The following is a 21,685-nucleotide window of genomic DNA, read 5'->3' as shown; positions in this document are numbered from 1 at the left end:
GATTAAAAACTAAGCCTTACCAATCTGTTTGCCCAGCAGCTTGCCTTCCCGGCTTACGCGCCAGCTATCCAGTATTTTGATAATATTATTCTCCATCTCCTGCCACTGTGGCAGATAAGTACGGCTGTAACTAATCCATACTTGGATATGCCAGTCATCGTTATAAAACATATGATGACAAGAATTTATATGCTGAGTGAATTGACAGTCGATATAGGTTTTAATATTGCCGACCTGATCTTTTTTAATCATTCTATCTTTGGTAAGGGTATCCGATTTCCACGGTTCGCCGGTTTCCGGATCAATACCATTATTTGCCCGATATACGGTTAGGCCATACAGCGGTTGTGGCTGCTGAATATAATCAATATTTGAAATTTCTTTTGATATTTTAAAACCTTCCTGCACATAGGCGTTAAAATTTAACGCTACCTTAGCATCATATTGACCGTAGACACTTACGCTTGCCCAAGGGAAAGGCTTGCCATAAGGGATTAAAGTTTCATTATCGTGGCGATAATCCTGTTGTGTCTGCCGGAATGAAGTATAGACATCGCCATCGGTAATCCGATATTGAAAGCCAAATGATTCAATCGGCAAATCATAAGATTCCGGCGGACGCTGGTATCTGGCTTTGATTTTCGGATCAGCAAAATCACCCGGATCGCCCATATAGCGTGCCCAGCCATCAATCACTCCTGCAGGAATGCTGATAGAGTAAGTACCGAGTTTGCCAATAGTATCGGCGCGGCCACGGCTATCACGGTTATAGAACGGTACGGATGCTTGCTGTGCTGGTTGTTCGCTCACATCATAATCACAGCCGGCAAGCAGCAGCACCTGCCACAGCAATACTACGATAAACACAATCTTTTTATATCCAGATTTCATAAACAGCCTTGTTTCTCTATTTCACAGGATAAAAATTAACAGAAACTTTACCAAAAGAAAATAAAAAGTATGCTATTTTAGAATTTTTATTGTTTTAAATTAAATGTTAAGCAAAAGTTCAGTATTCATGCATATAAAATATATTAATAAATATTTACATTTAAATAAGCTTAACCAGCGAAGCGAATCTTATTGGTTTCATCTGCTGTTAAAATATGATTATGTTCATTTGCTACAGCCTGCATAAATTCCAGCGCGCCATTACCGATAATGGTATTCGCAGAAGCTACCCCATAGGCCCATTCAGCATAGTGATAGCCACGTTTGGCCAGTTGCTGATACACCGCGCCAACATCGGATAAATCTCCATTTTCAATCTGTTTACGCCATGCTTCAATTTCGCTTTTACTTACTTTTTGTGCTTCTAACATGCTCTTCTCCCTAAGATAATAACAAGTTGTACCACGATTAAAAACTAGGCCTTACCAATCTGTTTCCCCAGCAGCTTGCCTTCCCGGCTTACGCGCCAGCTATCCAGTATTTTGATAATATTATTCTCCATCTCCTGCCACTGTGGCAGATAAGTACGGCTGTAGCCAATCCATACTCTGATATGCCAGTCATCGTTATAAAACATATGGTCACAGGAATCTATATGATGGGTAAATTCACACTTGATATAGGTTTTAATATTGCCGGCCTGATCTTTTTTAATCATTCTATCTTTGGTAAGGGTATCCGATTTCCACGGTTCGCCGGTTTCCGGATCAATACCATTATTTGCCCGATATACGGTTAGGCCATACAGCGGTTGTGGCTGCTGAATATAATCAATATTTGAAATTTCCTTTGATACTCTGAAGTCATCTTGAACTGTAAAATTAAAATTCAACGGCGTAGCAGCATCATATTCACCATAAATAATAACCCCAGCCCACGGAAAAGGTTTGCCATACGGGATTAAGGTTTCATTATCGTGGCGATAATCCTGTTGTGTTTGCCGGAATGAAGTATAGACATCACCATCAGTAATGCGATATTGAAAGCCAAATGATTCAATCGGCAAATCGTAAGATTCCGGCGGACGCTGGTATCTGGCTTTAATTTTCGGATCAGCAAAATCTCCCGGATCGCCCATATATCGTGCCCAGCCATCAATCACGCCAGCAGGGATGCTGATGGATTGAGTACCGAGTTTGCCAATAGTATCGGCGCGGCCACGGCTATCACGGTTATAAAACAGAGGTGCTTGCTGTGCTGGTTGTTCGCTCACATAATAGTCACAGCCGGCAAGTAGCAGCACCTGCCACAGCAGCACCACGATAAGCAAAATCTTTTTATATCCAGACTTCATAAGCAGCCTTGCTTCTCTATTTCACAGGATAAAAATTAACAGAAACTTTACCAAAAGAAAATAAAAAGAATGTCATTTTGGAATTTTTATTGTTTTAAATTAAATGTTAAGCAAAAATTCAGTATTGATGCATATAGAATATATTAATAAATATTTACATTTAAATAAGCTTAACCAGCGCGGCGAATCTTATTGGTTTTATCGATCGTTAAATTATGATTATGTTTATTCGCCACCGTCTGCATAAATTCCAGTGCGCCATTACCGGTAATGGTATTCGCAGAAGCTACCCCATAGGCCCATTCAGCATAGTGATAGCCACGTTTGGCCAGTTGCTGATACACCGCGCCAACATCGGATAAATCTCCATTTTCAATCTGTTTACGCCATGCCTGAATTTCGCTTTTACTTACTTTTTGTGCTTCTAACATGCTCTTCTCCCTAAGATAATCAATAAGTTGTACCGCTATTAAAAACTAGGCCTTACCAATCTGTTTGCCCAGCAGTTTGCCTTCCCGGCTTACGCGCCAGCTATCCAGTATTTTGATAATATTGCCCTCCATTTCCTGCCACTGCGGCAGATAACTACGGTTATAACTAATCCATACTTGGATATGCCAGTTATCGTTATAAAACATATGATTACAAAAATTTTTATGCTGGGTAAATTCACACTTGATATAGGTTTTAATATTGCCAGCCTGATCTTTTTTAATCATTCTATCTTTGGTAAGGGTATCCGATTTCCATGGTTCGCCGGTTTCCGGATCAATACCATTATTTGCCCGATATACGGTTAGACCATACAGCGGTTGTTCCTGCTGGATATAATCAATATTTGAAATTTCTTTTGATACTCTGAAGTCATCCTGGACCGTAAAATTAAAATTCAACGGCACAGTAGCATCATATTGACCATAGACACTTACGCTTGCCCACGGGAAAGGTTTGCCATACGGGATTAAAGTTTCATTATCACGGCGATAATCCTGTTGTGTTTGCCGGAAAGAGGTATAAACATCGCCGTCAGTAATCCGATACTGAAAACCAAATGATTCAATTGGCAAATCATAAGATTCCGGTGGGCGCTGGTATCTGGCTTTAATTTTCGGATCGGCAAAATCGCCCGGATCGCCCATATAGCGTGCCCAGCCATCAATCACTCCTGCAGGAATGCTGATAGAGTAAGTACCGAGTTTGCCAATAGTATCGGCGCGGCCACGGCTATCACGGTTATAGAACGGTACGGGTGCTTGCTGTGCTGGTTGTTCGCTCACATAATAGTCACAGCCGGCAAGCAGCAACACCTGCCACAGCACCACGATAAGCATAATCTTTTTATATCCAGACTTCATAAGCAGCCCTTTTTCTCTATTTATAAAGATAAATTAACATTTTATTTACATTCAGGAAATGGCTGAATGTTGTTTGGTGTTTAAATTTTCTGTTATTTGATAATTGTTAATGACTAAATAAAATTTGTGAAATAATTATATTGTCAGGATATGTTATATATTATGAATAAATATTTATATATGAATAATATTGGGTTTTGATAATTGGTTATGCATAGATTTGGTTGAGGCATGTTATACGCTAATTGCTATAGATTGATGTTCGATTCGGCAATGGATGTGATTATTATTTTTGGATACGTGTATATGGATGCGCAGTGCAGGCAGATTTTGATTGGTATGTAATTAAAGGAATTGAATCGATTATAGAAAATGGCGGAAAACAGAAGTTTAAGCGATGTTATGAGTATTACTGCTTGGCTGTTTTGATGTTCATGGTTTGCTTTTTGTTGGATTTATGGGTTTCTGTTTGTGTATTGCAACGCTACCGGTAAGATTTTACTGGTAGCGTTTTGTATGAGATGGCTGGGTTAGCGTGCGCCGAAGCCGGTGAGCATGGTTTTGAGGGTTTTGAAGAATATGAGTATATCAAGTGAGAAGGAAAAATGTTTGATGTAGTAAAAATCATGTTCGATTTTTATCTGGGTTTGTTCGGTGTCGGCAGCGTAGCCCTGAGTAACTTGCGCCCAGCCGGAAATACCGGGTTTGACAATGTGGCGGTAGTCATAAAAGGGAATTTCCTGAATAAACTGGTCGACAAATACTTTTTGCTCGGGACGGGGACCAATCAGGCTCATGTCACCTTTCAGGATGTTCCAGAATTGCGGCAGTTCGTCGATGCGGGTTTTGCGGATGATGTGTCCGATACGGGTGACGCGGGCATCCCCAAGTTGCGCCATGCGGGCACCGTTTTTCTCTGAATCGCTGCACATGCTGCGAAATTTATAAATACAGAATTCTTTGCCGCTGCGTCCTACACGGTTTTGCCGGAACAGGATGTTACCCGGGCTTTCAAGTTTGATGGCAATGGCAGTAATAAGCATTACCGGCAGGGTAACAGGGGCAGACAGCAGGATAAGAACGATGTCGAATACGCGTTTAATTAATACATAGGTTGGTGAAGGCAGTAAAGAACCAAGATCATTTTCATATAGGTGATGAATTTTAACCCGTCCGGTAAGAAATTCTTCTACCTGACGAATATTGTAGACAGGCATGCCATTGAGGGTTTGCCGGGCAAGAAATTTCTGCCAGTGGTTGTCGAGCTCAGGTTCGTGCAGGTCGGCAACAATGCCGTTAATGACAGAGGTCTCAGGCAGGCAGGGGCTGGTTAATTTTATCCAGTTGACATTGGGAAGCTGGTCGGCGTTGCTGGCACGTCCGTAGGGCAGGTAGGCGTAGGTTGTTATGAATTTGTTGCGGTAATAGATATAAGAAATACACAGAAACAGGGACAGACAGCCTGCCATGAATAAAAACCATACGGTATAGGGCAGGTTAAAGAATTTGGCCGTCATCCACATGCCGAAAAACCAGAAGAAAGCATGCGGCAGAGCAATCACTGCGGATTTTCTGCCAGGAAAGTTGCTGAATACGGATAAAGATTTGGTGGTCAGGATATGGGCAATACCGGCAAGAATTATGCTGGTGATGAAAGCAGCACGTCCCTGAGCAAAGCCTTTAATAGGCTCCATGATGGCCAGTGGCAGTAGCATTACCAGCAGGGTTCCGAAGAAAAGACGGCTTTTATAGGACAGTAAACTTCGCATAATTGTTTTTTATTTGTTCAGGCGCAAATGTTGGTAGAGGTTGCCCAGCAGGCTGGTGGGCAGCAGACGGCTGCTGCCGCGCAGGGCAAAACAGCTTAGTGCCGGCAGCAATGGCTGGCTTTTGAGGCGGTGTTTTAGACGCAGCAGCTGCCATTCGCTGCGAAGGTAGCGCAGCCCGCGCCGGCGGGCATGCATGTTGTGGCCGGCACGGGCATATACGAGGGTTTCCGGCAGGTTTGCTGCCTGATAGCCGGCCGCCAGCAGGCGCAGCCACAGGTTGTAATCTTCCATCCACTGGTGATGCTGATAGCCGCCTACGGCCTGTACTGCACTTTTACGGTAGGCCGCAGCCATGTGATTAATCGGGTTGCGCCACTGAGCATAATGGCGGATAGCACTGTCTGTAAGAGGTACCTGTCTGACTGTGCCGCTTAGTTCCGGGGTTGTGCTGAATTCAGCTATCTGCCCGCTGAACAGGGCGATATCGGGGTTTTCCAGGATATATGCCCACTGGTATTCAAACCGTCCGGGTGCGCAGATGTCGTCAGTATCCATGCGCATGATCCATTCATGCCGGCAATGTTCCAGTCCGGCATTAAGGGCATGTCCGAGACCGACGTGTTGCGGCAGGGGGACGATTTTCAGAGGCAGCCGGGTCTGATAGCTGTTCAGTACGCTATGCAGTTCAGTACCTACGGCACCATCCAGTACCATGATGATTTCGTCGGCCTGTATGCTCTGCGTACACAGGCTTTCCAGACAGGCGCTGAGCCAGTCGGGATGTTCCTGTGCATATAAGGAAAGCAGAACGGAAAAAGGGCGCGTTTTCATGGTTGTGGCAGTGATGGATGCCTATGCTAATAGTTTGTCAAGATTTGTTTATTATATCGCAACAATGCAGGCAGGTGCCTCTCAGATGACGACGGGTGCAGGTTTATGCTGTTACATCAAAGATAGTTGCTGTTTTTTTTACATTTATATCTATTTATACTGTGATGATGGCTGCTGGCTGTTTTGTTCAAATGAGGCCGGATCGGGCAGGTAGTGCTCGTAAAATGCACTTTGAGCAGCGTGCAGTTGTGCCAGTTCGGTACTGTTGTTGCTGGTGCAGGTATCGTTGAGACAGACAAAACGGATTTCCGGGTGGTGATGCAGATAATGGATAGCGTTATTCAGTTCGGTGATGTTGCTGATGTTGCGCACGAAGCCGTCGTTATGTTTTTGGGGTATGAATGCACCACTGGCCAGTTGCCAGTAGCGATTAAGGTAGATGGTGAGGTCGTTACCGGCGCGGAAGCGGTTTGCGGTACTGGCAAGTATTTCCGGTTCGAAGTGCTGATAAACCTGTTGCAGGGTACTGCGGGTGTAAGGCTGGGGCAGATGCCAGTGAGCAAACCAGAAATAATGGCGGTAAAGGTATTTGAGCAGGAAATTGCTGAATTTTTCACGCAAACTGTAGCTATGGGCAAATAATTGCTGTTTATTCAGTGAGGCCGGCTGATACAGGCGGTTAATCAGGGCAATATTGTTATTCAGTGCATCTACCCAGCTGTTGCGGCCGCGCAGACGGCGAAACAGGCTGCCGCGCTTTAGCCAGCCATGACAGAGAAAGTCTACCGGCAGCCCGTGCTGAAACAGCCGCTCACGCGGGACAGGACGCAGAATGACGGTGTCGTCGTTAAGGTAAACAAATTGTTCACTCAGGTCTTTAAGGTTAACCAGATTCATTTCGATAGCTGAGGAATTGAATACTGGCAGATTCTGCGGGCGGATAAACAGTTGCCGGTGGCTGACAATTTCGATTTTCGGATGGCTGGTTTTCAGCCATGACGGTTGCTGATCAGCAGTTATCAGATAAATTTTGTGATACCACGGGCAGTTTTTTTCAATGGAGCGCAGTACATAACGCAGGGTGCCGAAATCCTGATAACGGTTATTACTGGTCGCGTCACTGTGTCCCTGATGCTGTGGCTGATAGTGGTTTTTTGCAGCCAGCCAGTCCGGATCGCTGTTGTCTACCCATGGCAGAACAAAATCAATCGGGGTATTGTCAGTACTGGTGTTCATCGGTTTTTCCGTTTGAGCAGCGCGATCAGTTTCTGGCTGTTACGGGCGCCAAGTGTAGTACGCAGAGTGTTCAGGATTCTGCGTTTGAGCCGGTTGATGCCTTTACTGTCATTAAGCCATGTACCGTCGTAGTGATGAATGCAGACAGTATTAGCAGTACGGTTCAGTTCATGGGTATAGGCATTTTTGGCCATGAAGTAATCACTTGGATAAACGCAGACATAGCCGGGAACTTCCTGTCGCTGATCGTTAAGGATAATTCCGTGCTTTTGGTATATTTGTTTAAATAACTGGTTGATGGTAATAAGCTGCTGCGGATTGAATTCAAGATTCTGATACTGTTGCCAGATATCCTGCATAAGAATGCTGCCGGCTTCACAGCCCATTACGCCGGCCTGAGGGTTACAGGTAAGCTCGCGGGTATAGGGATTCATGCCCTGTTCGAAACCGGTGAAGCAGTGATGGTGCAGAAACGGGTCGAATGAGGCAATCATCTGCACATCGGTATCCAGATAGATGCCGCCATGCTGATAAAGTGCCTGAATACGGCAGACATCGGCTACAAAGGCATATTTTCCGGCAGCATAGGCTGAACGGGTGTAAGCGTTAGCCTGATAGTCAAAATTGTGTTCGTTCCACAGCTGAATTTGGTAATCGGGCAGAAACTGGCGCCAGCTGGCAATATATTGTCGGGTGGCGGCAGGCAGTGGCTGAGGTCCGAACCAGCAATAGTGAATCAGTTTGGGTATCATTGGGCAGGCCGGCGATAAATCAGAATTAACAGGATGCCAAAGGGTATGGCGGTGCTCAGACCGGTAATAAAGCCAAGTTTAATCCAATCGATAAAGGTATGTACACTGATGCTGTTTACCGGATGCCAGCCAATAGTGAGGATAATGGCGATGGTAGCAAAAACTGTCAGCCACAGCAGATAGGCACGGGTGCAGGGCAGGGACAGAATGTGTTTGCTGGTGTAATGTACCATTTCACTGCTGCGGTAAAGAAATGATATCAGTGCTGCAAGCAAAATCCCGGCACTGCCCCATATCTGTATAAAACATACTGAGCAGGTAATGTTCAGAGCAGCTTCGATCAATGCCTGTGGTTTAGTGTCTTTGTAGCGACCGGCTGCCATGATCATGGTCATACTCGGAATACGGCTGTTTTCAATAATGCCTACCAGTAAAAACAGGGCAGCCAGCATGGGCTGATGGTAGTTGGCATCGGTCATATTACGGGTATAAAGCTGAATAAAGGGCGCCAGCAACAGGCCAGTGCATGTATAGACCCAGCCCAGAAAGCACATAAAGAGACGATTATAGCGGCAGAAATTCTGACGGGTGCGCTGGATATCTGTGGTAAGGCTATGACCAAAAATAGCCTGCATGCCTTGTGAGAGTGATTGCAAGGCCATTTTGATGGCGCCGAAAATCAACGCATAAACGGCGTAGATGCTGGCGTCTTTCAGGGACAGGAAAAAAGTAATCAGTACCAGCGGTGAGCTGAATATCAGCAGACCGGTTAGCTGATGGGTTAGGGCATCCCATGTTTGTTGCAGCTTATACGCGTTATGTTTGTCGTAATGCTGGTTCAGATTGTGATAGTGGTGTTTTACATAGTGACGGTACAACAGAAATTTACTTGCCTGTATCAGGGTAGAGATAAACTGAACAGTCAGAATACTATAGCCGTTACGGATCAGCCAGTAGCATACGACGATGTTAACGAAGATGCTGCCTGCCTGAATGGCGGAGATGATATAGGTTTTCTGGTCGGCAGTAAGTAAGGCACGGTAGCTGCCGAAAAAGAAAAAATCCAGAATATTCACGGCACCCATTATCAGTACCATGTAAAAGGTAAGGCTGGCACTGATTTCGGTGTGGGTAAGCCAGGCAAACAGGATAGCCAGTATCAGTAATGCGACGGCAAACAGCCAGCCGGAGATGCGGTAAAAGTGATGGGCGGCTGCGAGAATGCGGTTACGCAGCTGGTTATCCTGTGCAGTCAGCGCCTGATAAAGGGCTACGACGGCAGCTGCACCGATGCCAGCCTCCAGTAAAGTCAGGTAGGCAATAAACTGTTTGATAGAGGCCAGCATACCGTTGGTTGCTGAACCATAGGTTACAACAATTAACGGCGGCAGGATGAATCCGCCCAGTGCAGTTATCAGTTGCAGCAGCAGATTAGCGGATATGTTTTTCAGGATAACTGCACGGGTACTCATGAATATTTAAGCGGATAGGTGCCGGCTTAATGACATTTACCACTACGCTGCATCCGGCCGTAACGACCGGTAATGGCGTTGATGTCCTGCATAGCTGAGTTGTCTACACCACTGAATACAACGCGCATTTTGGCAATGCTGGTAGCGGAACCGCCGGATGACTGGCTGTCACTGTCGCTGCTACCGCCCAATGTGGTGATAAAGGCGTCACTGAATCCCTGCATTTTGGCTCGCGCCATCAGGCCTTCTGCATCTTCACGGCGGTTAAATACGCCAAGGCTGACTTTACCCTGATTAACACCGTAGTCAAATCCCTGTTCCTGCAGACGGGCACGTATACTGCTGTCATTACCGGAAGAGAGGGCAACCATGTAGCGGGTAGGAGCAGCTGTCTGACGGGTTTTGGCCGGAGCGCTGACCTGTTCTATAAAGCGGCTGGTGGTAAACGGCCAGTGAGTAAGCAGGCCTTTGATACGATGAAAATCGTCTTCCGGCAGGGTAACAGTGGCAGTACAGGTATTGGCCGGAGCAGCAGGCTGTTTGTCAGTGTTGTCGGAAGCATTAGTAGTAGCGGCAGTAGTTGTTTTGGGCGCAGCAGTGGTTTCTGTTTTGCTGGCAGCTTTAGCCGCTGTTGTATTGCTGCTGGCAACAGTTTCAGTTTCTGTTGCCTGCCGTACACTGATATCCGGACTGGCTGGTGCAATAGCTTCTGTTTCAGGGCTGGCGGCACTGGCTGCAGCAGGTGCACCAGAATTACTATGTACCAGTTTCCCTGCTATCATGCTGCCAAAAACAATGATATTGAGTGCTACCAAAATTGCAAACAGCCATTTCATGCGTATTCAACCCAGTTTAGTAAACCGTAAATCACTAAATTATCCACAATTTCAATGCGGTTGTCTAAGACAAATGTATTAGGGAGTGCCTGAGCCACTTTATTGGCACCACCGCCGGTAATAATAATGTCGACAGGTTTGCCGGCACCGATTTTCTGTTGCAGGCGCGCATGCATCAGCACAATAGCCCCGCAGACTGCGTCCATAATGCCGCTGGCCATGGCATTCGGAGTGGTGGTGGCAAAAGCGTATGGTTTGCCCAGCGGCCGGTTAAGGTTAGCAGTGCGCCGCGATAATGCCTCTTTCATTAAATAAAAACCCGGCAGGATACTGCCACCAAGATAATGGTTGGTGTCGGTAAGGGCATCTACTGTGACAGCTGTACCACAGCTGACTACAACACAGGCCTGACGGCTGTAGCGCCGGCTGCCGATGAGATTAAACCAGCGGTCGGCACCATGTTCGGCCGGATTGCGGTAATGATTAGAGATGCCGAGTGCTTCCGGCATGGAAGGCAGCCACTGTACTGGCAGTGGCAGAATACCAGCGATTTGCTGCTGGCGGGCTTCTCCACAGACAGCACAGCCGATAATGCGCTGTACGCCGGCCCCTTGTCTGGTCCAGTCCTGTATCAGGGGCTTCAGGTCGTAGTAGGCTGCTTTGCCATAACCCAGTATGCAGCCGTTTTCTACCCATGCCCATTTGAGTTTGCTGTTGCCGGCATCCAGTAACAGATAGCGTTTTCTGTTATTGGCTTGTACCTGATTCTGTGCAGTCCCCGGGCGCAGGCTGATTTCACCGGTGACGAAACTGCGTTCTCCGTCGGCAGTTTGCAGCAATAAAGCCCCCGATGCTGCAATCCCGTTAACGGTACCTTCGGCAATGGTCTTGCCGTTGGCCAAGAGATGGACTATTTGTCCCTGATCCCGATGCAGCTGGTTGTAATCATTAAGAAACGATTCTAGCCCGGTCTGGTCAAACAGAGGCAGATATTGTGCCAGTTTGGCCAGAACACCCTGAAAAATCTGTGTTACCTGTGCATGTGGCAGAAGAGACAGAATAGCTGCGGCTGTGCCTACCTGATCGGGCAGACTGAAATTGATGCCGATACCGATAACAGCAGTGGTCTGATTCTGTTGCGCTATGGTTTCAATCAGGATGCCGCCAAGTTTGTTTTTATCCAGCATCAGATCATTCGGCCATTTAATTTGTGCCGTTACACCGAGTTCGCGTAAAGTTTGTGCGACAGCCAGCGCTACTACCAGCGCCAGACCGCCAAGCTCTGCCTGAGGCCGCTTAAATGACCAGCTCAGGCTGAACATAAGGCAGTCACCGATACGGTTTTGCCATGATTTGCCCTGACGTCCGCGTCCGGCAGTCTGCTCATAAGCCAGACAGATTTGCGGCGCTGTATTTACCGGTGCATAGCGCAATTGCTCCAGCAGGACGCTGTTGGTCGATGTGGTCTGCTCCAGCAGCTGCGGATTAAACCCGTACTGACGGGCACTGGTATTGAAGATGTGTTCCGGTATTAATGCCAGAGTTTTAGTTAGCTGCCAGACACCATTGCGCTGACGCAGCAGATTCTGGATATGGGCAGGCATATCCTGCCATGCTGCATTGAGCTGCGGTATTTTTTTATTCAGAATGCCTGCCAGTGTCTGGACTTCATGTGCCAGACCATCGGCAAGCAAGGCCAGTAACGGCCAAAACGGTGTGTTCATAAAATGGCATCACCAAGGGTGTCATTGGTTACAACAGGTTAAATTCAATTTGCTGTGTCTGACGGCTGCGCCGGATGCAGACAGGCTGTTAAAACGGCCGTGCAGTCACAACCGTTGTTAATATTATCGCATGGTTCGGTAAATGTATTTGGCTGTGCAGGTTTATTCGACCACAATTTTGGGGAAACGCCGGCTATAGTCTTTACCCTGATCTGCCAGTGCCTGCACCAGCTGCCATGCAGCCTGTTCATACAAGCCGGCTATTTGCGGCTGCTGCTCTGCCAGTATGCCGGCGGTACCGTTATCCATGGCCTCACGTACAGCCATTGTTAACGGTAGCTGACCCAGCAGGGGAACACCGAGTTTATCAGCAAGCTGTTTACCGCCATTCTGTCCGAAAATAGATTCGGTATGGCCGCAGTTAGAGCAGATATGCACCGACATGTTTTCAAGTACGCCGAAAATGGGAATATTGACTTTCTGGAACATATTGACTGCTTTGCGCGCATCAATCAGTGCTATATCCTGCGGTGTGGTCACTACAACCGCACCGGTAACCGGAATTTTCTGTGCCAGTGTCAGCTGGATATCGCCTGTACCGGGGGGTAAGTCGATAATCAGATAATCGACATCATCCCACTGGCTCTGAAACAGAAGCTGCTGTAAAGCCTGACTAACCATCGGGCCGCGCCAGATAACTGCCTGATCAGTATCAACCAGAAAACCAACGGACATCACCTGAATTTCACCGGCAGCCATGACCGGAATCAGCTTATCTTGATACTGACGCGGTTCAAGGCCGGCGACACCGAGCATGGTAGGCTGGCTGGGGCCGTAAATATCAGCATCAAGGACGCCGACACGAGCACCCATGCGGCTCAGGGCAATTGCCAGATTAGCACTGGTAGTCGATTTGCCCACACCGCCTTTACCTGAGGCAACCGCAATAATATTTTTGACGCCGGCAATGGTTTGCACACCGGGCTGCACTTTATGTTTGCCTATCGCCAGTTGTACCTGAACAAATAATGGTGTGTCACCGAATTCAGTGGTAATGGCCTGATCAATACGCTGTTGCAGTTCGTCAATCAGATGGGCAACCGGATAGGGAAAAGTAAGATCCAGATGAATGCCGTCACTGGCGACGGTAACATTACTCAGGGCTTTTTCACTGCCCAGTGTACGGTTACTGTCCGGAATAGATATTGTGTTAAGTAAGGCGGTAATGGATTGTGTGTTCATACAAATTAAGTCCGCAACTGTATTTCCGGCGCATATTTTACCCTATTTGGTCTGCAGCCAGTATTTGCTTAAGACGGTAGTGAATAATCAGGTTGGTGGCTGGGTGTTTTCAGATTCAGCAGAGCTGCCGGAGCCAGCTTTGCTGTGCTGCTGCCGGCTGCGGATCCAGAGTAAACGCAGACACAGAGGGGCAGGATAAAGTAACAGTATGGAAACGATGAGGTAATGCAGATTATGCCAGTCTATAACCAGCTGTCCATGTGCAAGTGACCATAATGCCCATGACCATTGCCACCATGCAGGTAAACTAAATGCCAGTACAATCAGCAGCGCAGCTGTTCTGAGCAATGTCAGAGGCCATATCTGCTGTTGCTGTACTGCGCGGTTTAACTGTAGCAGTGTACGAAAAGCCAGGCTGAGAATGAATACCATACCGCCGTTGGCGATTACCTGTAACCAGCTAAAGGCAATGTCTGGTGATACCGGTAAACTGTTGCGTGGTACTGGCGTCTGTTCCATTGAAATACTGGCAACAATATTCAGTATGAAACTGTAAATCAGATCCAGCCATAACAGTAATAGTGGCCAGGTACGTTTCAAACGTTGAAACATTGTTATGCAGCCGTGGAAATCAATAATACGACAGTGTAACCACTGGCACTGGTCACTGTAAATGGCTGGTAGCCGGATATTTTTGCTAATAAATGCTGAAACTGCTATATAAAAAATAATTAATAATTGCAAAATCGGGCAAATATTGATGGCGGAATAATGAAGCGCTAGTGTGAGGCACTGCGAAATGCCCGGTATTCATTTTCAGGTAATCATTAGTTATCTGTTTATCTGTGGTTTGCTTACCAGCCAGAAATAATGGTCAGTCATGTATAAGCAAACTGAACATGATATCGGGCAAATATGTTTCAAATTCATTCTGAATAATACAATTTTGTTGTTATTTAATTTATTATGCATTTAGTTCTCTTGTTTGTCTGACCGGTTTTAATCTGTGCATATCTCTGATATCGGTAATATTATATCTTTGAAAAATAATAATTTTTATTTGCATTTTTTATGCAATTTGAATGAAAATTACTTGTATTCAATTATAAAAAATTTAATCTATTTGAATAATTGTAAAGATTATCTATCAGCATTATTTATCTTTTTAAGTTAGAATAAACACTCAAATTTTGCTAATTTGAAATTTTACTGAATATTTTTATTTATTTTCTGACCTTTAATTAAGGTCTTTTTTTATTTTATGCGTTTGAGAAAAAACACAATGACAAGACATTTGCCAGTTGTGATGAAAATAAGTGCGGTGTTAATCAGTACTGCGGTAGTTGTTTCTCCTGTATATGCTTCAGGATATCATTTGGGATTACAGTCGGTAACAGCTGTTGGAACCGGTAATGCAGCTGCTGCTGAAGCGGCCGATGCGGCAACAATTGTCAATAATCCTGCCGGATTGACGTATCTGGATGGCACCCAGCTTGATACTAATCTGTTTGTGATTAAGCCCGATATTAAATACAGTAATGCCCGTGGGACATTTTCAGACGGTGCGGCTGTACAGGGACCTGAGCATGGCAATATTGCCAATACTGCGCAATTGGTGCCGCAGCTGTATTTTTCCCATCGCCTGAACGACAGATGGGGTATGGGACTTGGGGTATATATTCCGTATGCGGCCAGAACCAATGACAGTTCTGATTCAGTATTGCGCTATAACGTAAATAAAACCAACGTAAAGGCATTGAATATTAATCCGGCTGTTGCCTATAAAATTAATGACAGACATTCACTGGGTGTGGGGCTGATTGCGCAATACCTGCATGCAGAAGTACAGAAATATGCGGATTTTACGCCGGTAGGCAGTGCACAGTCGGGAATACCGCAATCTGTATTACATCAGAAAGCTCCGGGCGCATTTGATGCACGCGCAACAGTCAAGGGTAATGACTGGGGCTATGGTTTTAATGCCGGCTGGTTATGGGACATTAATGATGATGTCCGGGTAGGTGTGAGCTATCGTTCGAAGATTAATCAGCATTTGCACGGTACTGCGCGCTGGAAACCTATGGGCAAATTTGCAGAAAACTATGCCCCGCTGTTTGAGCAGTTTGGCTTTAAGGCTCTGGAAGGTGCACAGGTACAGATTACTACGCCGGAAGTAGTATCTGTACACGGTATGTGGAAGGTCAATCCGCAGTGGAATGTTTTCAGCAATGTGAGCTGGACGCGTTCTTCACGTCTGCATGCTCTGGATATTAAATTTGAGAATGATAAGGCAATTGATCCGGTACATGGTGCTACTTCGAATACCACTCATATTGCCACAAACTGGCGTGATACTTATGCGGTTGGCTTGGGTGCTTCCTATCAGCAGAATCCGCATTTGCAGTGGCGTTTCGGCGTGAATTATGACCAGTCGCCAGTACGCAGTGCTTCTTCGCGTCTGTCTACTATTCCTGATGGTAACCGCTGGCTGTTTGGTGCCGGATTTAAGTATGATGTGGATAAAAAGAATACGGTAGCGGTATCGTATGCTTATCTGCATATTCAGCATACACATATGAATCAGCAGGATGAAGGAACACATGTATCAAGCAATGTGCGCGGTGAAGCTGATTATCGTTCGAATGCGCATATTGCCGGTGTTTCGTATACTTACCGGTTCTGAAATCTGTCCGGATGGCTGCTTGATGTCATTGTTTGATTATTGTTTTTTTAAGCCATTGAGATTAATAAACTTTAACTAGAATATTGACATAAATTACAGATACTTTTCTTTGTTGTGTACTAATCTGTCGTATGATGGTTCAGCTGTTCCATTTTGGATAAAGCATTGTTAAACAAGGAGATGTATTATGAAGCATCAAGAAGGTTTACAAGATCCAAGAACCAAGTACTACCATCAGGATTTTTCTAAACAGCATCAGCCTGCACCAGGCTTGCAGAGCAGAATGGATCCGGTGCCGGATTGCGGTGAAAGAAGCTATGAAGGTCATGGTCGTTTGCACGGCCGTAAAATTCTGGTAACTGGTGCCGATTCAGGTATTGGTCGTGCTGCTGCTATCGCTTATGCACGCGAAGGTGCCGATCTGGCCATTAATTATTTGCCAGCTGAAGAAGAGGATGCCAAACAGGTTGCTGCTCTGGCACAGGAAGCCGGCCGTAAGGTGGTGTGCATACCCGGTGATTTGAGTGACGAGCATTTTTGCAAACAGCTGGTTGAAAAAGCTCATACTGAGCTGGGCGGCCTTGATGGTTTGACTTTAGTGGCTGGTAAACAGACTGCGGTAGAGCGTTTCTGTGATATCAGCACTGAACAGTTGAAAAAGACTTTTGAAGTGAATATTTTTTCCCTGTTCTGGGTGATTCAGGCTGCTATGCCGCACTTGCCAGCCGGTGCCACTATTGTGACGACCAGCTCTGTACAGGCATATCAGCCTAGCCCGAATCTGGTCGACTATGCCACTACTAAAGCCGGAATTGTGGCTTTTACTCAGGCGTTGGCTAAACAGGTTGCCGCCAAAGGTATCCGGGTTAATTCTGTGGCTCCCGGCCCAATCTGGACTGCACTGGAAATTACCGGTGGTCAGCCTCCTGAAGCTATTCCGAAATTCGGTCAGAGTGAATCAGTACTTGGTCGTGCCGGACAGCCTGCCGAACTAGCATCTACCTATGTTTTCTTAATGTCTGAAGAATCCAGCTATGTGACAGCACAGGTATACGGAGTAACTGGTGGTATTGTGCTGTAAGCCAGTACTTTAAACCGTAATCTGTATTAATCCGTACCGAAATTTTTTTCCGCTCTGATTATTTATCAGCCGGAGAGCTTAAATTCCGGTATGGATTTTTTGTTAATTACAGACGGATTTTCTGCTTTCTTCTGACCAGCCAGTATTTATTTGACAGACTATAGTCATCATTTTCAAAAGTCATCCGGTATGATTCTTGTATTCTGGTCAGGAGTATTACCCTGTATCTGTAAATAACTACTAATTGACTGTATTAGCCTTGTATTAAACAAATTGCTTCAATATTGAAGTTTCGGACATTGCCTATCTTTCAGGTAAACTATTTTATTTTCATAAATTTTGATACTAAGCAGTATTTATTTTATTGGTATATTCTGCTCCGATAATAAATGCGAATAGTTATGTTTTACATGGATAACTAACTGATAAAATTATGGGTATGTAGCTGTAAAAATAAAAATAAATAGTGAAAATAAGTTAAATTTTATAAATATTTTATAAATTAAATGGCTATTTCAGGTTGTTTACAACAGCTTAATAGATGGTGATAACTATTATTGTTATAAAGCTATGTTTTTATTTAATATTTTGCTAAATTGAGAATATTTTATCAAATTATTATGAAAATTAGTTTTATTTAGATTAAAAATAGTTATTTAATTTAATGTTATGATAACCCTGAATGGTTGTATTGATGATTGTGCAGAATTTATTGCTTTGTTAATACAACTATTTAGAGGGGAGTCGGGTTGCGGGCTAGTGATAGTCTGCAACCCAAGACTGTAAAGATATTATTTTAGAATATTTTTCCCCGTATAAATGACTGCGCGATGTCAGTGCATCGTCTAATCTGCTGATGATACCGGCAACGATAAATTAATAAATAAAATTCTATGAATGACGTTCAGGCTATGACGGCAAATGAGTCAGGGCGGTTTGTTGACGACTGTTTAGTGATTGAGCATGCCTGTCTGGACGAATTAGCAGAAGAGTTTTGAGTAAAAAGGAAACAGACATGGAAGGCAAAAAAGTTGTACTGGATTGTTTAAACCGGTTACTGGCAGGAGAGCTGGCCGCACGTGACCAGTATTTTGCGCATTCACGCATGTATGAAGATATGGGCTATATGAAGCTTTTTCAGCGTATAGACCATGAGATGCAGGAAGAAACCGATCATGCTCACCAGTTTATTCACCGTATTCTGATGCTCAATGGCAAACCGGAAATGGTACCGGATGCAATTAATGTCGGTACTGATGTGATTAGTATGCTTGAAAATGATCTGGCAACAGAACTTTGTGTACGCCAGAATCTGAAAGATGCAATTAAGCTGTGTGAGCAGGAACAGGACTATGTCACCCGGCAGTTTCTGGTGACACAGCTGAAAGATACTGAAGAAGACCATGCCCACTGGCTGGAGCAACAGTTACGCCAGATTGAAATAATGGGTTTGCCGAATTATCTGCAAAGCCAGCTGTAAGGAGAAAGATATGCAGGGTGATCGTCTGGCCTTACAGGCATTGAATAAAAATCTGGGTCTGCTGCTGGTATCTATCAATCAGTATTTTTTACATGCACGGATATTACGTAACTGGGGTTTTGCCGAACTGGGTGAGGCATTATACAAACATTCGATTCGCGATATGAAAAGTGCGGATGCACTGATTGAACGTATTCTGCTGCTGGAAGGACTGCCAAATTTACAGGAATACGGCAAAATTCTGGTTGGCGAAAATATCATCGAAATTCTGCAATGTGACCAGCAGGCAGAACAGGCAAAACATGTGGCACTGGCTGATGCCATTGCAGTATGTGAAAACCAGCTGGATTTTGTCTCCCGTGATTTGCTTGAACAGCAAAAAGCGGTAAATGAAGAGTATCTGGACTGGCTGGGAACACAGCTAGACCTGATTGAAGAAGTTGGTCTGGCTAATTATGCCCAGACCGCAGCGCAGGCAGACTGATACTTGCCTGAATGAAAAAACAACACGTTTGCGAACGTGTTGTTTTTTCAGCCGGAGAAATGATTAATTTCTATGCAGCAGCTTCACTGGCAACAGATTGGTTATCCATCTGTTTAAACCATGCCAGTTGCTCCCGTAACTGTACTACTTCACCGATAACCATCAGAGCTGGTGTATCAGCCTGTTGAGCCAGATCGGCCAGCTGATGCAGTCTGCCGGTTAAGACACTCTGGCTGGACATTGTACCATGAGAGATAATCGCAACCGGTGTATCGGCAGCACGTCCGTGGTTAATGAGTTGTCTGCTGATTTCAGCCGCTTTCAGCGTACCCATGTAAATAACCAGTGTCTGCCGGTTACGGGCGAGTGTCTGCCAGCCATAAGGCTGGTCGGCCAGCTGCTGATGGCCGGTAATAAATAATACACTCTGAGCATAATCACGATGGGTTAGCGGAATACCGGCATAGGCAGTTGCTCCCAGACCGGCACTGATACCCGGAATAATCCGAAACGGAATCTCAGCAGCCTGCAATATGGCACATTCTTCTCCGCCACGACCGAATATAAACGGATCACCGCCTTTCAGACGCACAACGCGTTTTCCCTGCTGCGCCCACTGTACCAGTAATTCATTGGTTTGCTGTTGCTGTACCTGATGGTGTCCGCAACGTTTGCCTACACTGATTTTTAATGCATCACGCCTGACCAGATCCAGTACTTCTGCTGAAACCAGTGCATCATATAACACCACATCTGCTGTCTGTATCGCCTGTAAAGCATGCAGGGTCAGCAGACCGGCATCGCCCGGGCCGGCTCCGACCAGAGTAACTTCGCCCTGTGGCAAAGGCTGATGCTGTGTCAATTGTTGTTGCAGCAGTGTTTCTGCTGCAAATTCATCACCACGGGCAATATGCTGGTTAAAACGACTGTGTTCAAACAGATATTCCCAGAAACGCCTGCGTTCGCTCATGTTGTGCAGTGTGGCTTTGACTCGTTTGCGCCAGCGTCCGGCCATCGCCGCTGCCCGTCCGATAGAAAAGGGCAGTAATAATTCGATTTGCTGACGAATCAGCCGCGCTAGCACAGGTGCATGACCACTGCTGCTTACCGCTACCTGTATCGGATTGCGGTCAATCAGTGCCGGTACAATAAATGAGCAGCAATCAGGCTGGTCTACGCAGTTGCAGAAAGTGGCTGCTGCTTCGGCTGCCTGAAAAATACGCCGGTTAAGCGCATGATCGCTGGTTGCGGCAATCACCAGAAAAATACCGTTTAATAAATCAGGGCTGAATTCGGTACTTATATGTTCAGCCTGTTGCCGGTCAAACCATTCTTTAAATCTGGCTGTAGTCTGCTGTGCGACGACCAGCAGATGCGCACCTGCCTCTAATAAAGCACCGGCTTTGCGTTCGGCTACGTGGCCGCCACCCACCAGTAATACCTTACGCTGGTGTAGTTGGGTAAAAATCGGGTAGTGATTCATGCTGACTTGTCGTTGTTGTTTATACGCTATCTTATAAGCGCCGGTGCCCGGATGAAAAAGAAGCATTTTTTCTAACCAAAGCGTTGGCAGTTATATCTGTAACAGCAGCATCAGTGACCGGAAGTTTGGTTATAAAGAAAGAAATTTTTATTCTTTCCTCCATGCCGGCTGCACTTGTTACTATTTGTGCTATTCAGACAGTAATCCGGTTAAACAATTACTGTCATTAATAATTTGTGCATTCAGGATAGTGATAACCATGTTGCGTCCCCGTTTGTGGACTCCTCCGCATGATGCGGCTGCCACCGGCCGCCTGCCAGCTCTGACAACCGAGCTGACAACACGCTTGCAGCAGATTGCACAGCAGCATCACCATGTTAAATTTGCTTCCAGTCTGGCGGTTGAAGACATGGTCATTACTGATGTGATTGCCCGCGAACAGCTGCCTATTGAAGTATTTACGCTTAATACTGGTGCATTGAACAGTGAAACACTGAGCTTGCTCGGGGCAGTGCGTCAGCACTGGGGTATTCATATTGCGGAATACCGGCCAGATGAACACGCTGTTAATGCATATATCGCCACTCACGGCAAACTGGCTTTTTATGACAGTGTTGCACTGAGGCGTGAATGCTGTCATATCCGCAAAATCGAACCGCTTGGTCGTGCTCTGAGTCAGGCTGATGCCTGGATAACCGGACAAAGGCGTGAGCAGTCGGCAACACGTACGGCTCTGGCTCTGGCAGAACAGGATCAGGTGCACGGCATGGCTAAATATAATCCTCTGGCTGAATGGCTGGAAACTGAAATATGGGCATATGCCCGGCAGCAGCAGTTACCGGTTAATGCCCTTTATCAGCAAGGTTATCCCAGTATCGGCTGTGAACCCTGTACCCGCCCAGTAAAAGCAGGTGAAGACATTCGTGCCGGACGCTGGTGGTGGGAAAGTCAGGACAGTAAAGAATGTGGTTTACATAAATAAGCTGAAATCAACTCAGGGTTGCAGACAGAA

20 protein-coding genes are annotated in these 21,685 nt (G+C 45.8%); 5 read left to right on the top strand and 15 right to left on the bottom strand.

The features are described 5' to 3' along the window. Positions 1–9 precede the first annotated feature (9 nt). The 14 genes from H3V11_RS04125 to H3V11_RS04060 form a co-directional block, all read right to left on the bottom strand. Positions 10–891, bottom strand: coding sequence for a hypothetical protein (locus tag H3V11_RS04125; protein ID WP_198223646.1), 882 nt, complete (start codon positions 889–891; stop codon positions 10–12). A 170-nt stretch (positions 892–1,061) separates the two neighbouring features. Then, entirely contained in the window at positions 1,062–1,322 is a 261-nt protein-coding gene (locus H3V11_RS04120) for a hypothetical protein (RefSeq protein WP_198223645.1), read from the bottom strand. 44 nt (positions 1,323–1,366) lie between these two features. Next, complete coding sequence (locus H3V11_RS04115) at positions 1,367–2,245, bottom strand: hypothetical protein (protein WP_198223644.1); 879 nt, start codon at positions 2,243–2,245, stop codon at positions 1,367–1,369. Positions 2,246–2,415: 170 nt separating this feature from the next. Then, positions 2,416–2,676, bottom strand: coding sequence for a hypothetical protein (locus tag H3V11_RS04110; protein WP_198223643.1), 261 nt, complete (start codon positions 2,674–2,676; stop codon positions 2,416–2,418). Between the two features lie 45 nt (positions 2,677–2,721). Continuing rightward, positions 2,722–3,600 carry a hypothetical protein gene (locus H3V11_RS04105; RefSeq protein ID WP_198223642.1) on the bottom strand — a complete coding sequence of 293 codons (879 nt, stop codon included), beginning with the start codon at positions 3,598–3,600 and terminating at the stop codon, positions 2,722–2,724. 530 nt (positions 3,601–4,130) lie between these two features. Then, positions 4,131–5,369, bottom strand: a complete 1,239-nt coding sequence (locus H3V11_RS04100) for a sugar transferase (protein WP_051506515.1) — start codon at positions 5,367–5,369, stop codon at positions 4,131–4,133. 9 nt (positions 5,370–5,378) lie between these two features. Further along, complete coding sequence (locus H3V11_RS04095; protein WP_084548580.1) at positions 5,379–6,200, bottom strand: glycosyltransferase; 822 nt, start codon at positions 6,198–6,200, stop codon at positions 5,379–5,381. 150 nt (positions 6,201–6,350) lie between these two features. Beyond that, positions 6,351–7,436 carry a stealth family protein gene (locus H3V11_RS04090; RefSeq protein WP_198223641.1) on the bottom strand — a complete coding sequence of 362 codons (1,086 nt, stop codon included), beginning with the start codon at positions 7,434–7,436 and terminating at the stop codon, positions 6,351–6,353. Then, positions 7,433–8,188, bottom strand: coding sequence for a glycosyltransferase family 32 protein (locus H3V11_RS04085; RefSeq protein ID WP_198223640.1), 756 nt, complete (start codon positions 8,186–8,188; stop codon positions 7,433–7,435). The genes H3V11_RS04090 and H3V11_RS04085 overlap by 4 nt, the downstream gene beginning before the upstream one ends. After that, positions 8,185–9,660 (bottom strand): lipopolysaccharide biosynthesis protein, encoded by a 1,476-nt coding sequence (locus H3V11_RS04080; RefSeq protein ID WP_198223639.1) that lies wholly within the window; start codon positions 9,658–9,660, stop codon positions 8,185–8,187. Before H3V11_RS04080 ends, H3V11_RS04085 begins: the two co-directional genes overlap by 4 nt. A gap of 26 nt (positions 9,661–9,686) precedes the next feature. Beyond that, entirely contained in the window at positions 9,687–10,496 is an 810-nt protein-coding gene (locus tag H3V11_RS04075; RefSeq protein WP_198211330.1) for a hypothetical protein, read from the bottom strand. Next, positions 10,493–12,220 carry a biotin--[acetyl-CoA-carboxylase] ligase gene (locus H3V11_RS04070; protein ID WP_198223638.1) on the bottom strand — a complete coding sequence of 576 codons (1,728 nt, stop codon included), beginning with the start codon at positions 12,218–12,220 and terminating at the stop codon, positions 10,493–10,495. Before H3V11_RS04070 ends, H3V11_RS04075 begins: the two co-directional genes overlap by 4 nt. 162 nt (positions 12,221–12,382) lie before the next feature. Further along, the gene (gene apbC, locus H3V11_RS04065; protein ID WP_198223637.1) at positions 12,383–13,462 is read right to left on the bottom strand and encodes an iron-sulfur cluster carrier protein ApbC; all 1,080 of its coding nucleotides are present in this window, start codon (positions 13,460–13,462) and stop codon (positions 12,383–12,385) included. 87 nt (positions 13,463–13,549) lie between these two features. Beyond that, positions 13,550–14,074: a hypothetical protein gene (locus H3V11_RS04060; RefSeq protein WP_174830767.1), complete on the bottom strand. Its 525-nt coding sequence runs from the start codon at positions 14,072–14,074 to the stop codon at positions 13,550–13,552. A gap of 670 nt (positions 14,075–14,744) precedes the next feature. Between H3V11_RS04060 and H3V11_RS04055 the strand changes: the two genes are divergently transcribed. From H3V11_RS04055 to bfr (H3V11_RS04040), 4 genes are all read left to right on the top strand, one after another. Next, the gene (locus H3V11_RS04055; protein WP_174830766.1) at positions 14,745–16,145 is read left to right on the top strand and encodes an OmpP1/FadL family transporter; all 1,401 of its coding nucleotides are present in this window, start codon (positions 14,745–14,747) and stop codon (positions 16,143–16,145) included. Between the two features lie 187 nt (positions 16,146–16,332). Continuing rightward, entirely contained in the window at positions 16,333–17,226 is an 894-nt protein-coding gene (locus H3V11_RS04050; RefSeq protein ID WP_084551662.1) for an SDR family oxidoreductase, read from the top strand. A 1,015-nt stretch (positions 17,227–18,241) separates the two neighbouring features. Next, positions 18,242–18,706 (top strand): bacterioferritin, encoded by a 465-nt coding sequence (gene bfr / locus H3V11_RS04045; RefSeq protein WP_025331758.1) that lies wholly within the window; start codon positions 18,242–18,244, stop codon positions 18,704–18,706. 10 nt (positions 18,707–18,716) lie between these two features. Next, positions 18,717–19,190 (top strand): bacterioferritin, encoded by a 474-nt coding sequence (gene bfr / locus H3V11_RS04040; protein ID WP_041880283.1) that lies wholly within the window; start codon positions 18,717–18,719, stop codon positions 19,188–19,190. A gap of 70 nt (positions 19,191–19,260) precedes the next feature. Here the strand turns inward: bfr (H3V11_RS04040) and cysG are convergent, their stop codons facing one another. Then, on the bottom strand, positions 19,261–20,673 hold the full coding sequence (cysG, locus tag H3V11_RS04035; protein ID WP_198223695.1) for a siroheme synthase CysG: 1,413 nt from the start codon (positions 20,671–20,673) through the stop codon (positions 19,261–19,263). Between the two features lie 253 nt (positions 20,674–20,926). Between cysG and H3V11_RS04030 the strand changes: the two genes are divergently transcribed. Beyond that, positions 20,927–21,655 carry a phosphoadenylyl-sulfate reductase gene (locus H3V11_RS04030; RefSeq protein WP_025331755.1) on the top strand — a complete coding sequence of 243 codons (729 nt, stop codon included), beginning with the start codon at positions 20,927–20,929 and terminating at the stop codon, positions 21,653–21,655. The last annotated feature ends 30 nt before the right edge of the window (positions 21,656–21,685 follow it).

Source organism: Snodgrassella sp. W8158, from assembly GCF_016100435.1.
In the GTDB taxonomy this organism is placed as follows: domain Bacteria; phylum Pseudomonadota; class Gammaproteobacteria; order Burkholderiales; family Neisseriaceae; genus Snodgrassella; species Snodgrassella alvi.
The sequence above is the reverse complement of the archived record's forward strand: the minus strand, read 5'-3'. Positions and strand labels throughout refer to the sequence as shown.